Origin of the sequence: Sphingomonas sp. (genome assembly GCF_023266535.1) — a bacterium.
Taxonomy (GTDB): domain Bacteria; phylum Pseudomonadota; class Alphaproteobacteria; order Sphingomonadales; family Sphingomonadaceae; genus Sphingomicrobium.
Map to the genome: position 1 here is coordinate 39,946 of NZ_JAHFPY010000003.1, position 21,906 is coordinate 61,851.

At 64.1% G+C, this 21,906-nt stretch carries 26 protein-coding genes; 23 read left to right on the plus strand and 3 right to left on the minus strand.

Features of this window, described 5'->3' with window-relative positions; genetic code table 11:
* The first annotated feature begins 105 nt into the window (after nt 1-105).
* From Q0C64_RS00670 to Q0C64_RS00680, 3 genes are all read left to right on the plus strand, one after another.
* Nucleotides 106-1,896, plus strand: a complete 1,791-nt coding sequence (locus tag Q0C64_RS00670) for a multicopper oxidase family protein (protein WP_294120111.1) — start codon at nt 106-108, stop codon at nt 1,894-1,896.
* Nucleotides 1,897-2,020: 124 nt separating this feature from the next.
* A complete protein-coding gene (locus Q0C64_RS00675; RefSeq protein WP_294120112.1) occupies nt 2,021-3,160 on the plus strand; it encodes an acyl-CoA dehydrogenase family protein in 1,140 nt (379 codons plus the stop codon).
* Between the two features lie 37 nt (nt 3,161-3,197).
* A complete protein-coding gene (locus tag Q0C64_RS00680; protein ID WP_294120113.1) occupies nt 3,198-3,512 on the plus strand; it encodes an EthD family reductase in 315 nt (104 codons plus the stop codon).
* Here the strand turns inward: Q0C64_RS00680 and Q0C64_RS00685 are convergent.
* Together Q0C64_RS00685 and Q0C64_RS00690 are read right to left on the minus strand one after the other, a co-directional pair.
* Nucleotides 3,509-5,428, minus strand: coding sequence for a toll/interleukin-1 receptor domain-containing protein (locus Q0C64_RS00685; RefSeq protein WP_294120114.1), 1,920 nt, complete (start codon nt 5,426-5,428; stop codon nt 3,509-3,511). The genes Q0C64_RS00680 and Q0C64_RS00685 overlap by 4 nt on opposite strands.
* A 63-nt stretch (nt 5,429-5,491) precedes the next feature.
* Nucleotides 5,492-6,919, minus strand: coding sequence for an NAD-dependent succinate-semialdehyde dehydrogenase (locus Q0C64_RS00690; protein WP_294120115.1), 1,428 nt, complete (start codon nt 6,917-6,919; stop codon nt 5,492-5,494).
* Nucleotides 6,920-7,017: 98 nt separating this feature from the next.
* Between Q0C64_RS00690 and Q0C64_RS00695 the strand changes: the two genes are divergently transcribed.
* The 12 genes from Q0C64_RS00695 to Q0C64_RS00750 all read left to right on the plus strand — a co-directional run bounded on the left by Q0C64_RS00695 (nt 7,018) and on the right by Q0C64_RS00750 (nt 15,286).
* Complete coding sequence (locus Q0C64_RS00695) at nt 7,018-7,320, plus strand: SCP2 sterol-binding domain-containing protein (RefSeq protein WP_294120116.1); 303 nt, start codon at nt 7,018-7,020, stop codon at nt 7,318-7,320.
* 4 nt (nt 7,321-7,324) lie between these two features.
* Nucleotides 7,325-7,678: an ACT domain-containing protein gene (locus tag Q0C64_RS00700; protein WP_294120117.1), complete on the plus strand. Its 354-nt coding sequence runs from the start codon at nt 7,325-7,327 to the stop codon at nt 7,676-7,678.
* 80 nt (nt 7,679-7,758) lie between these two features.
* Nucleotides 7,759-8,403 carry a glutathione S-transferase N-terminal domain-containing protein gene (locus tag Q0C64_RS00705; RefSeq protein ID WP_294120119.1) on the plus strand — a complete coding sequence of 215 codons (645 nt, stop codon included), beginning with the start codon at nt 7,759-7,761 and terminating at the stop codon, nt 8,401-8,403.
* Between the two features lie 121 nt (nt 8,404-8,524).
* Nucleotides 8,525-8,980, plus strand: a complete 456-nt coding sequence (locus Q0C64_RS00710) for a heme-binding protein (RefSeq protein ID WP_294120121.1) — start codon at nt 8,525-8,527, stop codon at nt 8,978-8,980.
* A gap of 54 nt (nt 8,981-9,034) precedes the next feature.
* Nucleotides 9,035-9,742 carry a CoA transferase subunit A gene (locus Q0C64_RS00715; protein ID WP_294120122.1) on the plus strand — a complete coding sequence of 236 codons (708 nt, stop codon included), beginning with the start codon at nt 9,035-9,037 and terminating at the stop codon, nt 9,740-9,742.
* A gap of 4 nt (nt 9,743-9,746) precedes the next feature.
* Complete coding sequence (locus Q0C64_RS00720) at nt 9,747-10,061, plus strand: DUF5076 domain-containing protein (protein WP_294120123.1); 315 nt, start codon at nt 9,747-9,749, stop codon at nt 10,059-10,061.
* Nucleotides 10,061-10,717, plus strand: a complete 657-nt coding sequence (locus Q0C64_RS00725; RefSeq protein WP_294120124.1) for a 3-oxoacid CoA-transferase subunit B — start codon at nt 10,061-10,063, stop codon at nt 10,715-10,717. Before Q0C64_RS00720 ends, Q0C64_RS00725 begins: the two co-directional genes overlap by 1 nt.
* The gene (locus Q0C64_RS00730; RefSeq protein ID WP_294120125.1) at nt 10,714-11,565 is read left to right on the plus strand and encodes a pepsin/retropepsin-like aspartic protease family protein; all 852 of its coding nucleotides are present in this window, start codon (nt 10,714-10,716) and stop codon (nt 11,563-11,565) included. The genes Q0C64_RS00725 and Q0C64_RS00730 overlap by 4 nt, the downstream gene beginning before the upstream one ends.
* The gene (locus tag Q0C64_RS00735) at nt 11,562-13,196 is read left to right on the plus strand and encodes a SulP family inorganic anion transporter (RefSeq protein ID WP_294120126.1); all 1,635 of its coding nucleotides are present in this window, start codon (nt 11,562-11,564) and stop codon (nt 13,194-13,196) included. The genes Q0C64_RS00730 and Q0C64_RS00735 overlap by 4 nt, the downstream gene beginning before the upstream one ends.
* On the plus strand, nt 13,193-13,471 hold the full coding sequence (locus Q0C64_RS00740) for a hypothetical protein (protein WP_294120127.1): 279 nt from the start codon (nt 13,193-13,195) through the stop codon (nt 13,469-13,471). The genes Q0C64_RS00735 and Q0C64_RS00740 overlap by 4 nt, the downstream gene beginning before the upstream one ends.
* Before the next feature lie 10 nt (nt 13,472-13,481).
* Nucleotides 13,482-14,291 (plus strand): N-acyl homoserine lactonase family protein, encoded by an 810-nt coding sequence (locus Q0C64_RS00745; RefSeq protein WP_294120128.1) that lies wholly within the window; start codon nt 13,482-13,484, stop codon nt 14,289-14,291.
* Entirely contained in the window at nt 14,288-15,286 is a 999-nt protein-coding gene (locus Q0C64_RS00750; protein ID WP_294120129.1) for an NADPH:quinone oxidoreductase family protein, read from the plus strand. The genes Q0C64_RS00745 and Q0C64_RS00750 overlap by 4 nt, the downstream gene beginning before the upstream one ends.
* A gap of 6 nt (nt 15,287-15,292) precedes the next feature.
* Here the strand turns inward: Q0C64_RS00750 and Q0C64_RS00755 are convergent, their stop codons facing one another.
* The gene (locus Q0C64_RS00755; RefSeq protein ID WP_294120131.1) at nt 15,293-15,898 is read right to left on the minus strand and encodes a TetR/AcrR family transcriptional regulator; all 606 of its coding nucleotides are present in this window, start codon (nt 15,896-15,898) and stop codon (nt 15,293-15,295) included.
* Nucleotides 15,899-16,015: 117 nt separating this feature from the next.
* On the opposite strand from Q0C64_RS00755, the gene Q0C64_RS00760 reads away from it, so the two are divergent.
* From Q0C64_RS00760 to nadA, 8 genes are all read left to right on the plus strand, one after another.
* Nucleotides 16,016-16,660 carry an SDR family oxidoreductase gene (locus tag Q0C64_RS00760; RefSeq protein WP_294120132.1) on the plus strand — a complete coding sequence of 215 codons (645 nt, stop codon included), beginning with the start codon at nt 16,016-16,018 and terminating at the stop codon, nt 16,658-16,660.
* 75 nt (nt 16,661-16,735) lie between these two features.
* Nucleotides 16,736-17,065 carry a DUF1476 domain-containing protein gene (locus tag Q0C64_RS00765; protein ID WP_294120133.1) on the plus strand — a complete coding sequence of 110 codons (330 nt, stop codon included), beginning with the start codon at nt 16,736-16,738 and terminating at the stop codon, nt 17,063-17,065.
* 11 nt (nt 17,066-17,076) lie between these two features.
* A complete protein-coding gene (locus Q0C64_RS00770) occupies nt 17,077-17,316 on the plus strand; it encodes a BolA family transcriptional regulator (protein ID WP_294120134.1) in 240 nt (79 codons plus the stop codon).
* Between the two features lie 2 nt (nt 17,317-17,318).
* Nucleotides 17,319-17,633 carry a Grx4 family monothiol glutaredoxin gene (gene grxD, locus Q0C64_RS00775; protein WP_294120135.1) on the plus strand — a complete coding sequence of 105 codons (315 nt, stop codon included), beginning with the start codon at nt 17,319-17,321 and terminating at the stop codon, nt 17,631-17,633.
* A 610-nt stretch (nt 17,634-18,243) separates the two neighbouring features.
* Nucleotides 18,244-18,615, plus strand: a complete 372-nt coding sequence (locus tag Q0C64_RS00780; protein WP_294120137.1) for a BlaI/MecI/CopY family transcriptional regulator — start codon at nt 18,244-18,246, stop codon at nt 18,613-18,615.
* Nucleotides 18,612-20,177 carry a M56 family metallopeptidase gene (locus Q0C64_RS00785; protein ID WP_294120139.1) on the plus strand — a complete coding sequence of 522 codons (1,566 nt, stop codon included), beginning with the start codon at nt 18,612-18,614 and terminating at the stop codon, nt 20,175-20,177. Before Q0C64_RS00780 ends, Q0C64_RS00785 begins: the two co-directional genes overlap by 4 nt.
* Nucleotides 20,178-20,271: 94 nt before the next feature.
* Nucleotides 20,272-21,132, plus strand: a complete 861-nt coding sequence (locus tag Q0C64_RS00790; RefSeq protein WP_294120140.1) for an MBL fold metallo-hydrolase — start codon at nt 20,272-20,274, stop codon at nt 21,130-21,132.
* Between the two features lie 69 nt (nt 21,133-21,201).
* Nucleotides 21,202-21,906 (plus strand): quinolinate synthase NadA (gene nadA / locus Q0C64_RS00795; RefSeq protein ID WP_294120141.1); only part of this gene is annotated, 705 nt, incomplete at its 3' end.

The following is a 21,906-nucleotide window of genomic DNA, read 5'->3' on the forward strand; positions in this document are numbered from 1 at the left end:
AGCCTCTCAATCCGGCGTTGTGGAGTGCCCGCTTGCTTTGCCATCTCATTCGGGCCAGACGAGCGGCGGGGTACGGCGCTTAAATCCCGAATGACGGGGGCGCATATGGGGATCTTGATTGCCGCGATGCTGGCGGGCGCTGCCGCGCCCGCGCCGCTGGAATATCATTTCGAAATCGCTCGGGCTCAGGGCACGATCTACAATCCCTGGACGCTCAGTGACGACAAGGTCGAGTTGCGCTCATTCATTGGTTCAGGAGAGAAGCCTGGCGATTTTGTCGCACCGACCATCCGGGTCGCGCCGGGGCAGCAGCTGAATATCGAGATCAACAATAAGCTCGAGCCCTGCACCGACAAGCAGCGTGCCGATCACGCTTGCTTCAACGACACCAATCTTCACACCCATGGCCTTTGGGTCTCGCCCATGGGGCATAGCGACAATGTGCTCGTCTCGATCGCTCCCGGATCGAGCTACCAATATCAATACGAAATCCCAGCCGACCATCCGGCGGGAACCTTTTGGTATCATCCGCACAGCCATGGCTCGGGCTTCGTCCAGATCGCCAGCGGCATGGCGGGAGCGCTGATCGTCACCGGCAATCGCGCGCCGACTGAGACGGCACCGGGCGATATTGATATCCTGCTGAAGGATCGGCGCGGCCGGCCTTTCCCGGAGCGTGTCATGGTGTTCCAGCAGATCGAATACGGCTGCCTGAACGACAAGGGCGTGATCGAGGGCGAGCGAGACAAAGACGGAGTCCCTATTCGCCCCTTCACCTGCTCGCCAGGCAAGATCGGCCGGATCGAAAGCTTCGACAATGACTGGGGCTGGCGGCGGAGCGGCCGCTATACCGGCATCAACGGCAAGGTGGAGCCACGTCTGGACGATGCAAGGACAGGCGAGTTCGAACGCTGGCGCCTGATCGCTGCTGGAAAAGGTGAGTCGATGCATATGCGGCTCTACCGGCTCGATCCCTCCGCGCCGCCGCTGCGGACCATCAAGGCAGAGCAACAGATTGCCTGGCGTCGGCAATATTGCACCGGCCGGCCATTGCCGATGTGGCAGATCGCGCTGGACGGACTGACCCGCTCAGACGTCCGCAAAGTCGATGAGGCCGTTCTCAACGCCGGCGAGCGGATGGACCTATTGGTGCGACTACCCGAGCCGGGCGCCTACTGCATGGTCAATGACAATGTCAGGAACGGCGGTGAAGAGCAGAACCCTTCGCGAATTGTCGCGCTGGTCGGAGCCAAAGGTGTCGGTGACGAAGGCGTCGACCCGGAGGCGCTGCTGCGGACCGAGCTGATCGCTTCGGCGGAGAAATCGCTAGCGACCAGCGGGCAGGCTACGGTCAAGGCGCGCGTGATCGCCGATCTCAATGACGGCCTCAAGCTGACGTCATTTGCCTGGCACAAACCCATCCCCCAAGCGGAGGTCAGCGGATACCGCGAAGCGATCCTCAATATCATAGAAGAGACGCCAACCTCGGCGTCGTTCCGGATCAACGGCAGAACCTATGAGCATGGCCGCATCGATGCTGTGCTCCCACTGGGCAAGACGGAGGAATGGCGGGTGACGGCGTTGATCGACGAACATCCGCTCCACATTCACATCAACCCGTTCCAAATCATCTCGATCGAAGATCCGGAAGGGCACGACCTCACCGACCCGAAAGGCCCGGCATATGACGCGGACTATGCAGGGCTAAAGGGCGAGTGGAAGGACACAATCTTCATCAAGGATAATGTGCGTATCGCCTTCCGCACCCGGTACGAGCGCTTCACCGGCGACTTCGTCATCCACTGCCACATTCCGTACCACGGCGACCATGGCATGATGCAGAATCTGCGCATCGCTGCGGAGGAGGAACCGGCGGCGGCGCATTCGGGGCATTAGCTGGAGTCGTCGGCGGCACTTCAGAATCTGTAGTGTTTTGGTTCAAAAGCTGAACTAGCTGGCCGCCCGGTCACGCCACTAGCTTCCCTCCATCCCGAAACAATTGCAGGATGGAGGAACGCCGATGCTGGCGCTTGTCGAGAAGCCAATGACGACCAACTGGAAAGCCAAGGCCGAGGAAATTGCGGCGAGGATTGCCGAGCACGCCGCGACGCATGACGCGGACGACAGCTTCGTCACCGAAGGTTTTGCCGCGCTGGATGAGGCAGACTTTTTTGCCGCGCTGGTGCCGGAGGAATTCGGCGGCGGCGGCGCGAAGATCAGCGAAGTCGCCGACGCGCTCAAGATCATCGGCGCCGCCTGCGGGTCGACGGCGCTGGCGGCGTCGATGCACAGCCATATCGTCGCCCTGGCGGCGTGGCGTTTCAAGCATCAGGCTGCACCGACCGACGGGCTATTGAAGCGCGTCGCGGCCGAGCGGCTGAGGCTGGTGTCGAGCGGCGGCTCGGACTGGCTGAAGAGTGCCGGCACGATGGAGAAGGTCGAGGGAGGCTATCGCCTGACCGCGCGCAAGGCATTCGCCAGCGGGTCGCCGACCGGTGACCTGATGTCGACCAGCGCCGTATATGATGATCCGGCGGACGGCCCGACCGTGCTCCATTTCTTTGTGCCGCTGAAGGGCGAGGGTGTCAGCATCGAGCCGACCTGGCGCACGCTTGGCATGCGCGGCACGGGATCGGACGACGTCGTATTCGATAGAGCGTTCATCCCCGACGCGGCGATCGCCGGCAAGCGGCCGCAAAGCCAGTGGCACATGCTGTTCCACATGATCAGCATGATCGCCTTCGGAATCATCTATTCGGCCTATCTCGGCGTTGCCGAGGGCGCGCGGAACCGGGCGCTGGAGATCATCAAGAAGCGGCCGGTCGACCCGATCCTGGCGCAGCTGGTCGGCGAGATGGAGAACCGCCTGCTCGTCGCCAAGCTGGCGCACCGGCGGATGATCGAGATTGCGGAGACTGGAACGCCCGGCCCGGAAACAACCAGCGAGGCAATGCAGTGCCGTACGCTGGTTGGCCAGGCGTGCATCGACACCGTCACCAAGGCGATGGAAGTCGCTGGCGGCGCGGCTTTCTATCGCAAGACGGGCCTTGAGCGAGCGTTCCGCGACATCCAGGCCGCGCGCTTCCACCCGATGCAGGAAAAGCAGCAACTCGACCTCACCGGACGGACCGTGTTGGGCTGGCCGATCGACGCCAACTAAGCTGGCAGGCCGCCGCCAAACCGGCTAGGCGGCGGCCATGTACATCATCACGATCCACTATCCGAACAGCGACGGCGCGACCTTCGACCATGAATATTACCGGACGAAGCATTTGCCGGAAGTCGGCAAGGCGTTCGGGCCCTATGGGCTCGGCTATGCCAGCGTGCTAAAGGGCGAGGAGAGCGTTGACGGCACGCCGCCGGCCTATTTCATCACCACCATCCTGAGCTTCCGCGAGGAGCAGGGCGCGCGCGAAGCCATCGCCAGCGACGGCGGCAGGGCGCTGGCCGCCGACGTCCCCAATTTCACCAGAGTCAGGCCGCTGGTGCAGTTCAATACAGCGGTGCCCTAGGTCGCGTATTTCGCCGCCTCTTTCCGGCAATCGTAGGGAAGCGTCGGATCGTTACAGAAGTCGGGCCATTGCCCGCTCGCCTTCCAATATTTGAGGAATCCCAGGTGCGCGGCGGCGGCGATCGACCGCGGGTCACGCCATACTTCTCGCATTGCCGGCCGGAACAGTACCTCGGCGTTCCACCCGATCGCCGGTCCGCCAGAGTAGTGCACGAGCAGGTCGATCGCCTCGTCCTTGCGGCCAAACTGACCAAGCGCCTGGATCAACCCGACCATATCCCTTGGATCCCGGACGTAGATCGCGCGCACCTCATCGATGGCGCGCTGGACGTTGGCGGGCGTGGGATCGATGCTGGCGAGGATGAAGCTTTCCTGCTGGGGAAAATCGGCGCCTGACAGGCTCGTGCGATAGATTTTCAGGGCTTCCTTCGGATCGCCAAATCGCAGGTCGAGGCGATATCTTGCGAAGAGGAGGTTGTTGGCGGACGGCCACATCGCTTCGGCCTTGCGCAGCTGGTCGTAGGCGGTGTCTACTTTCCCGGCATAGGCCAGCGCAGAAGCATAACTGTCGAGTATGGCCGGGGAGAGCGGGTCGAGCTGAACCGCCCGTGCTGCGTATTCGACCGAGTCTGCCATTCGGCCGACCCGTTGGGATAGATCCCCATGGACGCGGTAGACGAGCGGATTGTCGGGGTCGGCCCTGACTGCCTGCTGGTAGAGGCGCGATTTGCCAAGAAAGTCATTTGACGGCAGCAGCGCCGCCCTAGCGACATAGATCTCTCCAATATCAGGGCCCAGCTTCTCCGCCTGCGCAAGATGCCTCCGCAGGGAAGCGACGAGCGAGGGCGGCGAATCGGCATTGGCTGCGCGCTCAGACTCGATTGTTAGCAACTTCGCCCAGGCACCCCCGAAATGCGGAGCGCTGGTAACGACCTGCTCGAACAGCTTGGCTACCGCGGGATCGAATTGACCGGTGCCATAGATGTCTTCGAGGCGGGAGCAGGCACCCAGATAGAGTTTAAGTGTCTCCGGCTTGATCCGGTCTCGAACGTCCGACAGCGCTTCGATCCCGCACGTCAGCAAGCGCTTGGAGGTCAGGGTGAGCTGCTGCGACAGCGCGTCAGCCTGTCCGATTGGCTGCTGAAGCGATGTCGACCACAGGATGGAATGATTCTTGCCGGAAATCACACTGAGGTCGCGGCGGAGGACCTTGGCGTCATCATTCGTCGCAACCTGGAGAACGATGTCGGCATCGCCTTCGCCCGAGATTAGCTGAAAGGCGGCGCCGCGGGCCGACTGGAGGTCGCCAAGACGCACCGCCAGTTGCCGCGCAACCTCTTGCGATGGTGCCGATCCGCCTGCTGCTTCCACGGCCACAACCGGTGTGCGTGCGGTGCTTTGCACGGTCCACCACCATCCGACGCCAGCGATCGCCAAGGCGAGCAGGGCGAAGGCGATCGTCCCACGACGCCGCAAGGGCCACGGAGAGCTACTTGTTACGTGAGATGCCGTTGCGCGAGGCAGTCTTGCTCCCCCGCTATCGGCTATCGCATCCAGAATGTCCTGCACGTTGGATGGGGGCGATGGGCCCTTCCATTTGATCAGGTCGATGGTCTGGAACTGGCGAAAGCCGAGGGGTGGCAGGGAACGGTCGAGCGCTATTGGAATGAGGCGGTTGTCGTCGCGCCCGGTCGCGGCCTCGTCGCGGACCCAGGTCGAATGGATCGACCGCTTCGACCACAGGACGATGATCTTGTCCGCGTCGGCAAGCGCGGCTTCGATTTCATCGGAGAACTCGCGGCCCCCACGGATGTGCCGGTCCCACCAGACGCGATGACCGGCCGCATCCAGGCACGCCGCAAGCGCAGCGGCTTTTCCCACATCATCGTGAACGTAGCTGAGGAAGATGCTGGCCAACGGCTGCCCCCCGTGGTGCGGGAGGTTAGCCGAGGCTTGAGGGGTTAGCTAGCGCCGCAGCGTTCAAGCCTGGTGGATAGCTTTGACGACTTGATACGACTCCAAGCCCTCTTTCCCGCCCTCGGAGCCGAACCCGCTGTCCTTGACCCCGCCGAACGGCGCGTCGGCGACCGAAATGGCAAAGGTGTTGATGCCGACCATGCCGCTCTCGATCAGATCGCCGATCAGGTTCGCGCGGCGGCCATTCTCGGTGAAGGCGAAGGCAGCGAGGCCGAATGGCAGGCGGTTGGCCTGTTCCATCACTTCGTCGAAGGTCGAGAAGCTCTTGGTTACCGCGACGGGCCCGAACGGCTCGTCGTTCATGATGTCGGCGGTGTTGGGGACGTCGGCCAGCAGCGTCGGCTGGAAGAAGAAACCGCCGTCACCCTTGGACCCACCGGCAAGAATGCGCGCTCCCTTGGCCTCCGCATCCGCGACCAGCGCGCCGACCGCATCGGGCCGCCGCGCATTGGCGAGCGGACCCATGCGGGTGGCCTCGTCGAGGCCGTTGCCGATCTTCACCTTGGCGGTGCGCTCGGCGAAACCCTTCAAAAAGGCATCGTAGATCGATTCCTGGACATAGAAGCGGGTCGGGGAGACGCACACCTGGCCGGCGTTCCGGAATTTCTGCGGGACGACCATGTCGAGTGTCTTTTCGAGGTCGCAATCGTCGAAAATCAGCACCGGGGCGTGGCCGCCGAGCTCCATCGTGATGCGGGTCATGCTGTCGGCGGCGAGGCGCATCAGATGCTTGCCGACATTGGTCGAGCCGGTGAAGCTGACCTTGCGGATTTCCTTGCTGCCGATCAACGTGGTGCTGATCAGGTCGGCATCGCCGTGGACCAGCTGGGCAACGCCCTTGGGAATGCCGGCATCGGCCAGCGCGCGGAACAGTTCGGTGGCGACGCCCGGCGTGTCGTGCGGCGGGCGCGAGATGACGGTGCAGCCGGCGGCGAGCGCGGCGGCGACCTTCTTGGCCAGCAGATAGATCGGGAAGTTCCACGGGCTGAAGGTTGCGACCGGCCCGACCGGCTGGCGGATAACCCGCGACAGTTGGCCCGCCGGGCGGACCAGGGTGCGGCCATAATCGCGCTTGATGTCCTCGGCATACCAGTCGAACAGCTGGGCCGAGCCCAACACTTCGAGGCGCGCCTCGTTCAAAACCTTGCCCTGCTCCTGGGTCAGGGTGGCGGCGATCTGGTCGGCGCGCTCGCGCAGCAGCGAGGCGGCCTTGTGCAGGATGGCGCCACGCTTCTCGACATCGGTCGCGCGCCATTCCGGGAAGGCGCGGTCGGCGGCAGCGAGTGCCTCGTCCAGATCGGCCTTGGTGGCATAGGGCACTTCGGCGATGCCGCTGCCGTTGGCGGGATTGACGACCGTGTGGGCGTCGCGGCCTTCGCCGCTTTTCCACACGCCGTCGATGAAGAGTTGGAGGTCGGTGTCGTAGCTCATTCCCGGTCAGATAGGCGCGCCGGAGCTTGTCGCCAAGCCCGTCTTGAATGCTTCTTGGCCAGTCGCTACTCGCAACTTAAATCAACGGGAGAGTTTCGATGACCAAGGCGGATCTGCTGGCCAAGATGCAGGATGCGGGGGCTTGGCTTCCGGGCAAGACGATCAAGATCGATTTCGGCGGCGATGATGGCGTGATCCTGATGGACGGCGCCAACAGCCTGGTCAGCGACGCCGACATGGGCGCCGATACGACGATCAAGGTCAGCTGGGACGATTTCCAGTCGCTCGCCTCGGGCGCGCTCGACGGCATGACCGCCTTCATGACCGGCAAGCTCAAGGTCGAGGGCGACATGGGCAACGCCATGCAGCTCCAGGGCATTTTTGCGAAGCTGCGGGGATAGTCACTTGAGCGGCGAGCGCGACCTGACGCGGCTGCTCGCCGCGCTCGAGCCGCAGCTTTATCCGGAACGTTACAGCTTCACTACGACGGTGGACCCGACGCTCGAGGACGGCGACTTTGCCATCGTCAGGGAGGTCGAAGGGCTGACGGTGGTGCGGCTCGATCCCAGCGGCGAGTGGGCAAGGATCAGCCTCGGTGTTCATTCCAGCCTCGATGCGGTCGGGCTGACGGCGGCGCTATCCGCGCGCCTCGCCGATATTGGAATCAGCGCCAACATCGTCGCCGCCTACTACCACGATCATATTTTCGTGCAGTGGGACCGGCGGGATGAAGCGATGGCCTGCCTGCGCCCTGCATAAGCGCGGCTTATCCAGCCGGCCTCTGATTTTGCCGGACAGGGCAGCCGGGCCAAGCTAATGGATCGGCGGGAGAACGATCGATGCTGAAGCTGTTTTACTCGCCTGGCGCCTGCTCGCTGGTGCCGCACATCGCGCTGGAGCAAGCCGGCGCCGATTATGAGCCGGTTCGGGTGGTGCTGCTGCAGGGCGAGCATCTGAAGCCCGAATATCTCGCGATCAACCCGCACGCCCGGGTTCCCGCGCTGGTCATCGACCAGGGCACCATCACCGAGAATATCGCGATCCTGAACTATATCGCCGACCGCTTCAGTGCGGCGGGATCGGTGCCGCGCGGCGATGCTTATGTGACGGCCAAGTGCAACGAACTGCTCGGCTGGTTTGCCTCGACAGTGCACATCACCTTCGCCCTCATCTGGCGCGCCAGCCGCTTTTCGGACGAGGAAAACATCCATCCGCTGATCCAGGACTATGGCCGCAGAATATTGGTCGCGCAGTTCGAGGAAATTGAAGGGCTGGTCGGCGACGGCTGGCTGGCCGGCGACCATTTTTCGGCGGCCGACACCTATGCCCTGACCTTCTTCCGCTGGGGGCGGCGGATCGGAATGGACATGCGCGACTATCCCAAATGGGCGGCGCTCAACCAGCGGCTGCTGGCCGAGCCGTCGGTGCAGCGGGTCGTGGACATCGAGGAAATAGGTTTCGAGCTATTCCAGCCGGCCGCCTGACCGTTAGTCGAAGCGTCATTGCGAGGCCCGCAGGGCCACGGCAATCCAGACTGGATTGCTTCCCTCGGAACAGGTCCGGGGTCGCAATGACTGGAGGCAAAAAATGCGTCCAATTTTATTCTTGGCTGCGCTGCTCGCTTCGACGGCGACGGCCCAATCCGCGCCCACACTCGATGCCGCATCCGCCCAGGCGATCGTCGGCGGCTGCGTGGCGCATTCGACCGCAAAAATGCAAAGCCATGCGATCGTCGTGGTCGATAATGGCGGGCATATCGTCGCCGCGCTGAGGATGGACGGCAACAGCACCGGCATTTTCGATTTTTCGCTGGCCAAGGCGCAGGCGTCCGCCGCCTGGGGCTTTTCGACCGCGCAGATGCTGGAGAATGCACGGGGCACGCCGGGCTTTGCCGACGCGCCGCATGTGGTGATTGTGCCCGGCGGCGTGCCGGTGTTCAGCGCCGACGGCAAGACCCGCATCGGCGCGGTCGGCGTGTCGGGCGAGGCGCCGGCCGATGACGCTGCCTGCGCCGAGGCCGGCATCGTCGCGGCAAAGCTTCGCAGCAGCCGCGCAGACTAACCCGGCTTGACCCTTGGACATGCGGACGGCAGAGCCGCGGCCAAGGAGTCTGGCATGCAGAAAATCTATCCGAATGCCGAGGCCGCGCTCGACGGGCTGCTGTTCGACGGCATGACCATCGCGGCGGGCGGGTTCGGCCTGTGCGGCATTCCCGAGCGGCTGATCGATGCGATCGTCGCCTCGGGGGTCAAGAACCTGACCATCGCCTCCAACAATGCCGGAATCGACAATGAGGGACTCGGCAAGCTGCTACGGACCCGGCAGGTCAAGAAAATGATCTCCTCCTACGTCGGCGAGAATAAGGAGTTCGAGCGGCAGTATCTGGCCGGCGAGCTGGAGGTTGAATTCTGCCCGCAAGGCACGCTGGCCGAGCGGATGCGGGCCGGCGGCGCGGGCATCCCCGGATTTTACACCAAGACCGGCGTCGGCACCCAGGTGGCCGAAGGCAAGGAAGTGAAGAACTTCGATGGCGAGGATTATATCCTCGAGCGCGGTATTCGCGCCGACCTCTCGATCATCAAGGGCTGGAAAGCCGACGAGAGTGGCAACCTCATGTTCCGCAAGACGGCGCGCAACTTTAACCAACCGGCGGCGAGTGCGGGCAGGATCTGCGTTGCCGAGGTCGAGGAAATCGTGCCGGTCGGCAGCCTCGATCCCGACTGCATCCATGTGCCGTCAATCTATGTGAAGCGGCTGATCCTCGGCGCGCCCTACGACAAGAAGATCGAGTTTGTGACCACCCGCGAAAGGGAAGTGGTCTAAGGCGATGGTCATCAAAGATCATCCTTACGCAATCGAGTTGGACGACCACGGCGAACCGCTGAGCGACGAAGCTGGAGAAATTGCGCGAATCTGGATTGATGGGCACGCTCGAGTTTGGATCGCTGCTTACAGGCTTGAAGAAGCGCAAGAATTCGGACGACTGATGGCCGACGCGGTGCGCCGCGCTGCTGTCGCTTATAGCGCGACTTTGTCGCTCGATGAGCATGAGACGCTGCAACAGATAGTCGATGGTTTCACGCAGGAACTGCGGGAACAGATTGACGATATCATCACGATCGAGAAGGGCGGGTTGAACTGATGGGAACCGCTGTTGAAGCCAAAGGCTGGGATCGCAACCAGATGGCGGCGCGGGCCGCGAAGGAGCTGAAGGATGGCTATTACGTCAACCTCGGCATCGGCATCCCGACGCTGGTCGCCAACAATATTCCAGCCGGCATGGAAGTGACGCTGCAGAGCGAGAACGGCATGCTCGGCATCGGTCCTTTCCCCTATCCGGACGAGGTCGACCCCGACCTGATCAACGCCGGCAAGCAGACCATCAGCGAGCTGGCGAGCTCCAGCTATTTCAGCTCTTCGGACAGCTTCGCCATGATCCGCGGCGGGCATATCGACCTGACCGTGCTCGGCGCGATGGAGGTCAGCGAGAAGGGCGACATCGCCAACTGGATGATCCCCGGCAAGATGATCAAGGGCATGGGCGGGGCGATGGACCTGGTCGCGGGGGTCAAGAAGATTATCGTCGTGATGGAGCATAATTCGAAAGCCGGCGACCCCAAGTTCATCCCGGAGTGCACCCTGCCGCTGACCGGCAAGAATGTGGTCGACATGATCATCACCGATCTCGCCGTGTTCCAGCGGCCGGATCACCAATCGCCGTTCAAGCTGATCGAGCTGGCGCCCGGCGTCACCGCCGAGGAAGTCCGCGCCAAGACCACGGCGAACTACGTCGAGTGAAGGCATTAGCTGCCTATGTCGCGCTCATCTCTGCCCCGGTGGCGGCGGAAGTGCCGATCACGATCGCGCCGACCGGCCATGCGACTGTGCCGGTGGAGGGTAGCTTCGGCGTCCGCCAGTTCGTGTTCGACACCGGCGCCGAGGGCAGCGCGGTTTATGCCAATTTCGCCGACGAGGCGGGGCTGAAGGCGGCGGGCAGCGAGCAGTTGCGGGGCCAGACCGGCGCGGCCGATGTGCCGCTGGTCGAACTGACCAAGCTCACGCTGGATGGACTGACCAAGGCACCGCTCAACGCGGTAAAGCTCGACCCGCGCGTCGACGGCGTGCCGCTGGCGGGGATTGTCGGGCTCGACCTGTTCGGCGAGCGGACAGTGGACTTTGACCTGCCGCGCAAGCGCCTCGCCTTGCTTCCGGCGGGCGACCGCCCGATCGCGGGGAAGGGCCTGGCCGCCGCCCCGACCGCCGGCAATCTGCTGACCATCCCGGTGATGATCGGCGGCGTCACAAGCACGGCGGTAATCGACACCGGCGCGCGCAAGACCCGGATCAACTGGAAGCTCGGAACCTTGCTCGGCCTCGACCCGTCCAAGGTCGCCAAGGGCGACACCATCCAGGGCGCGACCAACAAGGCAATCGAGACCGGCGCGGCCTCCGTATCCAACGTCCATTTGGGCGCCCGCGTCCTCGCCGAAGCGCCGGTACTGGTCGCCGACTTGCCGGTGTTCGAGGCATTCGGAGTCGCCGACCGGCCGGCGATCATCCTCGGCCTCGACTGGCTGACCGAGACCCGCATGGTGATCGACTTTCCCGCTCGCCTGGTGTGGTTCGAGGCGGCTGGCCGCCAGTGAACGCTGACGCGTTCACGCCCAAGCTGATCACGGCCCTTAGGGAGGGTTATGGCTGGTCGAAGTTGCGAGCAGACGCCTTCGCCGGCGTAACCGTCGCCATTGTCGCCTTGCCGTTGGCCATGGCGCTGGGGATCGCCAGCGGGGCCGGACCCAGCGAAGGACTGATCACCGCAGTCGTCGCTGGTTTCCTGATTTCGGCGCTGGGCGGATCGCGCGTCCAGATCGGCGGCCCGACCGGGGCATTTGTGGTCATCGTTGCGGGCGTCATTGCCGAACATGGCTTTGCCGGGCTGCTGCTTGCCACGTTCATGGCCGGGCTGATGCTGGTCGTGGCCGGCTATGCCGGCATCGGGCGGCTGATGCGCTTTGTCCCCATGCCGGTCGTGACTGGCTTCACCGCCGGCATCGCGGTCATCATCGCATCGAGCCAAATTGCCGATTTCCTGGGGCTGCATGCGGGCGCCGTACCGGTTGATTTCGCCGAGAAATGGTCTGCCTATTGGCACGCCGCCGGCACGGTGAACCAGGCCGCGGTCGGCCTCGGCGCCGCGACCCTGGCGCTGATCATTTTCGTCCGGCGCATGGTGCCGCGTTGGCCCGCCTATTTGATCGCCATCGTCGTTGCATCGGCTGTTGCTGCCGCGTTTGCGCTTCCGGTGGAAACGGTCGGCCAGCGCTTCCCCGAGATGCCGACCGGCCTGCCACAGCCGGCCTTGCCCCATTTCTCGCTGGCGCTGGCCCGTGAGGTGCTGCCCAGCGCCTTCGTCATCGCGTTCCTCGCCGGGATCGAGGCGCTGTTATCGGCGGTGGTCGCTGACGGCATGACTGGCCGCCGCCATCGTTCGGGTCAGGAACTGGTCGGGATGGGCGTCGCCAACATGGCGTCGGCGCTATTCGGTGGCCTGCCCGCGACCGGCGCGATCGCCCGCACCGCAACCAACATCCGGGCCGGCGCGGCAACCCCGATGGCCGGCATCTTCCACGCCCTGTTCCTGCTGCTGTTCATGGTCGCGGCGGGCGGCTGGCTGGCCTATGTGCCGATGGCGGCGCTTGCAGCCGTTTTGCTGATGGTCGCCTGGGGGATGAGCGAAGCCGACCGGTTCGTGGCGGTTGTCCGGACCGATCGCGGCGAGGGCAGCCTGCTTGTCCTCACCTTCCTCCTGACCATTTTCGTCGACCTGACGGTTGCCATCGGGGTCGGCGTCACGCTGGCCGCATTGCTGTTCATGCGGCGGATGAGCGAGACCGCCGGACTGGTCGCCATCGATGTCGCCGAAGAGCCGCAATTGCGCGAGGCGTTGCCCGAAGGGGTCGAGGTGTTTCGCTTCACCGGCCCACTGTTCTTTGGCGTCGCCAGCGAGATGCTTGAGGCGCTCCGCCGCATGGGACAGCGGCCAAGAGCCATCATTGTCAGGATGGAGCGCGTGCCCTACGTCGACACCACTGGAGCCAACGCGCTGGCGACCTTCGTCCGCCAGGCGCGGAATAATGGAACCGACGTCTGGTTGTGCGGATTGCAGCGCGAGCCACGAGAATTCCTGTCGCGCACCGAACCGCCATTCGCCGGCGCGCGTCATGTTGCCAAATGGGCCACGGCATTGAAGACGTTGAGAAAGGTCAGCGGCAAATGAGGATTGCGGCAGTACTTGCGCTGTGCCTCATAAGCGCTTGTTCGAATGCCCCGACGGTGATCGACGGGTCGAGCCCTCAGGCATTTGAGAAGACGGCCGAGCAGGCGCGGCGCGACCTGTCGGTGAAGGACCGGCTGACGTTCGATACGGCACTCAACACGGTCGGTGGGCGGCGCTATGCCGATAACGATCCGGACGCGACCGCACGCCAGATCTATAATGGCATGACCGCCGAGGATGTGGTCGCGGATGCCCATGCGCGGGGGATCGAGTGAGGGAAATGCGATGAGAAAATGGATTGCAGCCGCTCTGATGTTCGCCCTTGCCGCGCCGGCGGCCGCACAAGCGCCAAAGATGCAGCTGTGGCGGCTCGATTGCGGCCAGATCCTGATCAAGGAATTCAACAGCTTCTTCTCCGACACGCTCGAATATAGACCAGGTCCCCGGACCATCCCGGCGAGCTGCTATCTGATCCGCCACGGCGATGATTACCTGCTGTGGGACACGGGCTATCCGGCTTCGTTCAAGGGCAAGGAGGTCGATCGCGGCGCGGCGGTCGCATCGCTCAGGGTGACGATCGTTGAGCAGTTGGCTCAGATTGGATTGAAACCGGCCGACATAGATGTGGTCGGGATCAGCCACATGCACGGCGACCATACCGGTCAGGCCGCCGAGTTTCCGCAGGCCAAGCTGGTCGTTGGCAAGGGCGACTTCGAGCTAACCAAGGGCGAGCGCGATCCGTTCGGCCCGTGGCGGGCGGATGGCGCCAAGCTGGAGCTGATGCATGGCGCGGACATTGATATGTTTGGCGACGGCAGCGTGGTGGCGCTGAACCTGCCGGGCCATACGCCCGACCATATGGCGCTGCTGGTCAAGCTGGCATCGGGCAATGTGCTGCTCTCCGGCGACATGTATCATTCGACCGAGGCGCGGCAGATCAAAGGCGTCCCGCCATTCAACACCAGCCGGGCAGAAACGCTGGCGTCGATCGACCGGTTCGAGCGGCTGGCCAAGCATTGGAATGCCAAGGTCATTATCCAGCATGAGCCCGCCGACATCGCCAAACTGCCGGCTTTCCCGGAGGCCGCGCAATGAAGGCGCTGCTGTCGCATGATCCGGGCGGACCCGAGACGCTGCGGGTGACCGAATTGCCCGACCCAGTTCCCGGGCCAGGCGAACTGCTGGTCCGGGTCCGCGCGGCGGCGGTCAATTACCCCGACGTATTGATCATCGAGGACAAATATCAGTTCAAACCGCCGCGGCCGTTCGCGCCGGGCGGCGAAATCGGCGGCGAAGTGGAAGCGGTCGGCGAGGGAGTTGAAGGCTGGAAGGCTGGCGACCGGTTGATCGCGGTTCCCGGATGGGGCGGGTTTTCGGAGAAAGTCGTCATTGCCGCAAAGACGGGCATCCCGCTGCCGGCCGAACGAAGCTTTGTTGACGGTGCGGCATTGCTGTTGACCTATGCCACCTCGATCCACGCGCTATACGATCGCGGCCGCTTGCAGGCCGGGCAGACCCTGCTGGTGCTCGGCGCCGCGGGTGGCGTGGGCCTTGCCGCGGTCGAACTGGGGAAGGCCAGAGGGGCGCGGGTCATTGCTGCCGTCTCGTCGGAAGAGAAGGCGGCCGCGGCGCGGCAGGCCGGTGCCGACGAGGCGATCGTCTATCCGCGCGGGCCGTTCGACAAGGACGGCCAGAAGGCGCTCGCCACGCTGTTCAAGGAGGCGGTCGGGCCTGGGGGCGCCGATGTGATCTATGATCCGGTCGGCGGCGACTATGCCGAGCCGGCGCTGCGCGCCATTGCCTGGGAAGGTCGCTACCTGGTGGTTGGTTTTCCGGCCGGCATCCCGAAACTCCCGCTCAATCTGACGCTGCTCAAGAGCTGCGACGTTTGCGGCGTCTTCTGGGGCGCCTTCGCCGCGCGCGATCCCAAGGCCAATGCCGCCCATGTGGCCGAGCTGTTCCGGTTATGGGACGAGGGCAAGATTCGGCCCCACGTCAGCGCCACTTACCCGCTCGAGCGCGGCGGCGAGGCAATCGCGGCCATGGCCGCGCGCCAGGTGATCGGCAAGCTGGTGGTGACGCTCGACTGACCGTCGCTATTCCGGAATCCCGAAGCTGTCGCAGACCTGGTGGGCGACGCCTCGGATCCATTCTTCCGTCACCGGCTGCGAGGCAATGAAACGACGGAAATAGATCGGCCCCGCGACCATAGCGAATAGCCGGTCCCGGTCGATGTCCGCAGGCAGTTCGCCGCGCTCGATCGCTGCTTCGAACATTGGCGCCAATAGTTGCTGCCGGCTTTCCCAAAATTGCTCTGCGAGCCCCGGCGCTGCGCCGCTCTGCAAGGCGGCGGCAACGGACATCAGCGGTCCGCCAAGCGGGCTGTTCAGCACGCGAAGGAGATTGAGCAGCGTCCCCAGCAGGTCGGTCCGGAAGGATCCCGTTTCGAATTTTGCGGTTTCGCGTTCGGCCAGATGAATGATCGCGCCCATGATCGTCGGCCAGCGATCGGGGTTGCGCCGATAAAGCGTTGAGCGTTCGATGCCTGCCCTGGCCGCAACATTCTGGAAGCTGCAATGCTCGATGCCGCCCTCGGCCATGAGCTCGAGGATGGCCTCATTGATTCGCCGCGTAACATCCGCCGTCCGGCCGCCGGGCCGGCTCTTGCGGCAGGGTTCGTCCAAGGTTGAAACTTGGTTCAATGTTGACTCCCCGACTCAACGCAGCTAATGCAACACGTTGTTGCGTTAAAAATCAACCCTGAAAATTATCAGAAGTTAAATTGCTGCCGCGTCGGGGGACGGGCGGCGGAGACCTTGATGCGACTTGATTCTCCTCCACGCGTTCTCATCACCGGGGCCGCGACCGGCATCGGCCGTGCCTGCGCCGAGGCGTTTGCTGCGCGCGGTGCCGAACTGATTCTGTGCGACAATGACGCGCAAACGCTGCGCGACGCGACTGACCAGTTGGCTGCCGTCGGCCGCTATTGCGATGTCGCATCCGAAGCCAGCGTCGCGGTGTTCGCGGCGGACATCCTCGAAACATTCCCTTCGCTCGACTTGCTGATCAATGCCGCCGGCGGCGGCTATGAGCGCACGCTTGGCATGTATCGCATCTCGCGCGCCCTCCTGCCGGCGCTGCGTCGCGGACACCATTACAAGCTGATGCTCAACATTCCGCCGGAAACCGACCCGGGCGTGGCCATCTTCCCTTATGCCAGCTCGGACCAGGCCTTCCAGCGCCTGTCGGCCGCGCTTGCTGCCGAGACCAGGGGCACCGGCGTCTCGGTGTTGATCGGCAACCCCGAAACCAGCCGGATTTCGCAGGTCGTGCCCGATCCCAACGCAGGTCCGCAGGCCGCGACCTATGGGTTGCCGAAGCCCGGCTTTGGCGGGGCCGAGCTGGTGACGCAGATCGCCGACCTGCTTGGTCCCGGCCAATGGGGCCGCCGCCGCGCCAGCTAGCCTCATGGTCTAGCCGCGCTGGACGAGCGCTGATGCAGCTTCTATCTGCTGGGCAAACCTAGAGACAGGAAGCCCATGACCCAGTTTGACGACCGTGAACGCGCCTTCGAAGCCAAGTTCGCCCGCGACGAGGAGATGCAGTTCCGCATCATTGCTCGCCGCAACCGCTTGCTTGGCGAATGGGCGGCGCGGCTGATGGGCCTGTCAGAGGTCGAGACCGAAGCTTACGCCAAGGACGTCGTCCGAGCCGATTTCGAGGAAGCCGGCGACGAGGATGTGATCCGCAAGGTGCTGGGCGATCTCACTGCCGCCGGGGTCGACAGCGACGAAGGCCGGATTCGCGATGCTCTCGGCCACAAGCTGGTCGATGCCCGCCGCCAGATCATCGAGCAGACCAACGTCTAGGGTGCCGTGCGATGCCGATGGCAGCCGATGACATTGAAGCGCTGATCCGCGCCGCGATCCCTGATGCAAGGGTCGAGATCCGCGACCTGGCCGGCGACGGCGACCATTATGCGGCGCGGGTGGTGTCGAAAAGCTTCGCGGGCTTGAACCGCGTCAAACAACACCAACTTGTCTACCGCGCGCTGGGATCGCGCATGGGGGGCGAACTTCACGCACTGCAGCTTGAAACTGCCGTGCCCGACGGAGAATGATGATGAGTGATGTGACCGACCGGATCGATGCCCTGGTCAAGGCCAACGACGTGGTCCTGTTCATGAAGGGCAGCGCGCTGTTTCCGCAATGCGGCTTTTCCAGCCGCGCGGTCGCCATCCTCGATCATCTGGGCGTTCCATTCGAAACGGTCGACGTGCTGCAGGACCAGGAAATCCGCGCCGGCATCAAGGATTATTCCGAATGGCCGACCATCCCCCAGCTCTATGTTAAGGGCGAGTTCGTCGGCGGTTCGGACATTATGATGGAGATGTTCGAAAGCGGCGAGCTTCAGCAACTGGTCGCCGCGGCCGCTTAGAGCCTGCTCTGCCCCGGCGAAGGCGCCGGGATCGATTTGAGGAGTATGCTGGCTAGGAGTGCAGCGCAGACGCGTAGCTGAAGCTACGCGCAAGCAAACGACGCAGACCAGCGGGCTCCTCTAGTCGACCGCAAAGGGGCGGGCGGCTTTCCAAGCAGGACATCGTCGCTCGTCGGTCACGATGCCATCTGCATCGCTCCCTCCTCGCTTCTCCTCCTGCATTGAAATCCGCTCCGTCACGGCATCTTCGCCGGAGCGGAACAGGCTCAAACAAGCCCCCTCCCTCCTCACAGGGGGAGAGTGGAAGGGGGCCGCCCCGAAACGGGTTGTAAAACTAAAAGGGGACGGCGAACGCGGGACCAGAAAACCGCTGTTGCCGTCCCCTTTGTGTTGGCGTGGAACCAAGTGGACGCCATACCTTTTGCAACCGTCGTGCCAATTTGCACCAATGGCGGAAATCTAGAAAAAATTGCAGAGCTCGGTTGCGAGTATTGAGGCGGGTCGTAAAGAAATCCGACGCTTTCGGGTCGCTACCGCCAGCCGACCAGATTGCTGTGTTTACAACTGTAATCGAATCGCCTACAGCTGTAGTCGAAAGGGACGGATGCCAATGGATTTGAGGATCAGCGACGCCGAGCTGGAAGTGATGGAAGCGCTGTGGAGCGCCGGCCACCCGCTGACCGCGGCCGAGGCCGCCGACCGCATCGGCGCCGAACGCGGCTGGTCGCTGGCCACGGTCAAGACGATGCTGTCCCGCCTCGCCGCCAAGGGTGCCGTCCAGCATCGCGAGGACGGCCGCCGCTTCCTTTATTCACCGGCGGTTCTGCGCGATGCCTATGTCGGCAATGAATCCCGGCGGTTCGTCGAACGATTGTTCGGTGGTCGTCTATCGCCGCTGGTGGCGCACCTCGCGGAAGAGGATGCGCTGGACGCAGAAGACATCGCCGCCATCGAGGCGCTGTTGAAGGAGCTGAAGTCGTGATCGACTGGCTGCTTGGCACTTTGGTCGCGACCACGGCGCTGGTCGCCCTGGTCCTGCTGATCCGCGAACCGGTTCGCCAGCATTTCGGGGCTCGTGTCGCCTATGGCCTGTGGCTGATCCCCGCGGCGCGGCTGCTGATGCCGACCCTGACCCAGACGGTCGAGCGGGTCGTTCCGGCGAGCGCTCCAATCCAGCCGTTCGTCCCGGCGGTCGTTGCAGAACCCAAGCTGCTGGCCGCGGTCGTGCCGCCGCCCGAACCGACCCTGCTCGAGCAGATGGGCGGTTGGCAAACCGTGCTGCTGATCTTGTGGCTCGGCGTCGGGCTCGGCCTGTTCATCGCCCGCATGCTGGCCTTCCGCCGCGAACGCGCGGCAATCCTCAAGGATTCGGTCCAGCTTGCCCGGATCGGTTCCATCCGCATGGTAAGATCGCCCGCCGTCACCGGTCCGCTGGCGTTCGGCATCTTCGACCGGGTGATCGCCGTCCCGGCCAATTTCGACCGGCTCTATGCCGACCATGAGCGCCGGCTCGCGCTCGACCATGAGCTTGCTCACCACCGTTCCGGCGACCTTGTCGCCAACCTCTTTGCCTTTGTCCTGCTCTGCCTCCAGTGGTTCAATCCGCTCGCCTGGGTCGCCCACGCCGCTTTTCGCTTCGATCAGGAAGCCGCGTGCGACGCCCGGGTGCTGGACAAGGTCAAGGCCGACGATCGCGCCGACTACGGAAGGGCGATCGCCAAGGCCGCTTCGGGAAGGGCGCTGCTGTTCGCATCCGCGCTCGATCGACGCAAAACCCTTCACAGGAGGCTCAAGTCCATGCTTACCAACCCCACTTCCGGCCGACGGCTGGCCGGCCGGCTGACGGTCCTCGCGGCGGTCGCGATTGCCCTACCGCTGACCGCCACGCGCGCGATCGAATATGTCGACATCATCCCACCCAGCGAGCCGCGGGCCCCGATAGCGCCTCTCGCGCCCATGGCGGCGGCACTGGCAACCCAGGCGGCCGCACCGGTTGCGCCGGCCGAGCCGGCCGCTCCTGCCGCCGCCGCGAGCCCCGCACCGGTCGATCCGATTGACGAGATCGACGTCGGCAAGAGGCAGATCGTGATCAACGGCAAGACCAAGCATTGGCACGAGCTCAGCGCTGAGGAGAAGGCCGACATCCGCCGGTCGATCACCGAAGCCCGGAGGGAGCTGGCCGAGCACAAGTTCGAGGCCAAGAACGTCAAGGTCGAGATCAAGCGGGCCATGGCCGAAGCCAATTTCGACAAGGCGGACATGCAGCGCGAGCTGGCCGAAGCGCGGGCGGAAATCGCCGCCGCGATGGCCGAAATCGACGCTCATGGCGTCGAGATGCGCCGCGCCGGGGTCGATCCGGAACAGCTCAAGGCTTCGATCAAGGCATCGCTGAAGGGTGTCGAGAACATCGACGTCGAAGCGATCCGCCGCAGTGCGCTGGCCTCGGTCGACACCGACCAGATCGAAGCATCGGTCGAGCAGGCGTTGCGCGCTGCCGAGGCCGAGCTCGACCGGGTCGAAGCACTCAACGACAAGGACGACTAAGGGGCAAACACCCTAAAGGCTCGAAGCGGCGCAAGGCGGCTCCATTCCCGATGGAGCTTTGCGCGGCCGGGGCGTCCGTGGCAGGGAGGCTGCCGTGGACGCCCCATACGCTATCCTTGAACCATTGGAGCCCGGCATCGGCCGGTTGCTGGCGCAGAACCCGTCTCCCTTCACCTATTTCGGGACGCAGACCTATTTGGTTGGCGATGAGGAAGTCGTCATCATCGATCCCGGCCCTGATTTGCCGGAGCATGTCGAGGCGATCGTCGAGGCGATCGATGGCCGCACCCTTAGGGCGATTGCCTGCACGCATACGCACCGCGACCATTCGCCGGCCAGCAGGGCGCTGAAGGCAGCGACCGGAGCGCCGATCATCGGCTGCGCGCCGCTGGCGCTGGAAAGCATCGGCCCGCGCGCGGACGCCAGTTTCGACAAGCAATATGCGCCGGACAAAGTGCTGGTCGACGGCGAGACGATCGAGTTCGACAGTGGCAAGACGTTGATTGCCGTCGCAACGCCCGGCCACACCTCCAACCACTTGTGCTATGCCTTCGGCGACGCCCTGTTCACCGGCGATCATGTGATGGGCTGGTCGACCACCGTGGTGGTGCCGCCCGACGGCGACATGGCCGCCTATATGCGCAGCATGGAACTCCTGCGGCAGCGCGGCGACCGCATCTATTACCCGGCGCACGGTCCGGCAGTGACCAAGCCCAATCAGCTGGTGCGCGGCATGATCGGCCACCGGATGCAGCGCGAGCGGCAGATTTTGAAGCTGGTCGGGGAAAAGCCGCGCGACATTTTCGACATTGTCGCCAATGCCTATCCGGGCCTCGACCAGCGGCTGGTCCCGGCGGCGGGCGGCTCGGTTTATGCCCATTTGCTGGACCTGCAGCAGCGCGGCCTCGTTGAGGCGGGGGAGGGTGACACATGGACCATGTCCCCAGGCTCTTGACCCCGGACGCGGCGATAACGATGTGCTGGCAAGGGCGCAGCGATGCCGCTGCCTTGAAGGACCACAACCATGACCGCCCAGACTGAGAGCCTCAAGGGCCTCGATCTCCTCGCCGAGATCAAGCGCCTCAAGGAGGAGCGCAACGCGGTCATCCTCGCCCATTACTACCAGAAGCCGGAAATCCAGGACCTCGCCGACTTCGTCGGCGACAGCCTCGACCTGTCGCGCAAGGCCGCGGCGACCGACGCCGATGTCATCGCCTTCTGCGGCGTGCGCTTCATGGCCGAGACGGCCAAAATCCTGTCGCCGGAAAAGATCGTCGTCCTGCCTGACATGGATGCCGGCTGCAGCCTGGAGGACAGCTGCCCGCCCGACCAGTTCAAGGCGTTCCGCGAGGCGCACCCCGACCACATCGCGCTGACCTACATCAACTGCTCGGCGGCGGTGAAAGCCTTGAGCGACATCATCGTCACGTCGTCGAGCGCCGATATCATCCTGAAGCAGATCCCCAAGGATCAGAAGATCATCTTCGGCCCCGACCGGCACCTCGGCGGCTACCTCGCCCGAAAGACCGGGCGTGACATGCTGCTGTGGCCCGGTATCTGCATCGTCCACCAGGCATTCAGCGAAACCGAGCTCCTCAAATTGAAGGCCGAGCATCCCGGTGCTCCGGTCGCGGCGCATCCCGAATGCCCGCCGCACATCATCGACCATGCCGACATGGTCGGCTCGACCAGCGCGATCCTGAAGTTTGCGATCGAGAGCGACCACCAG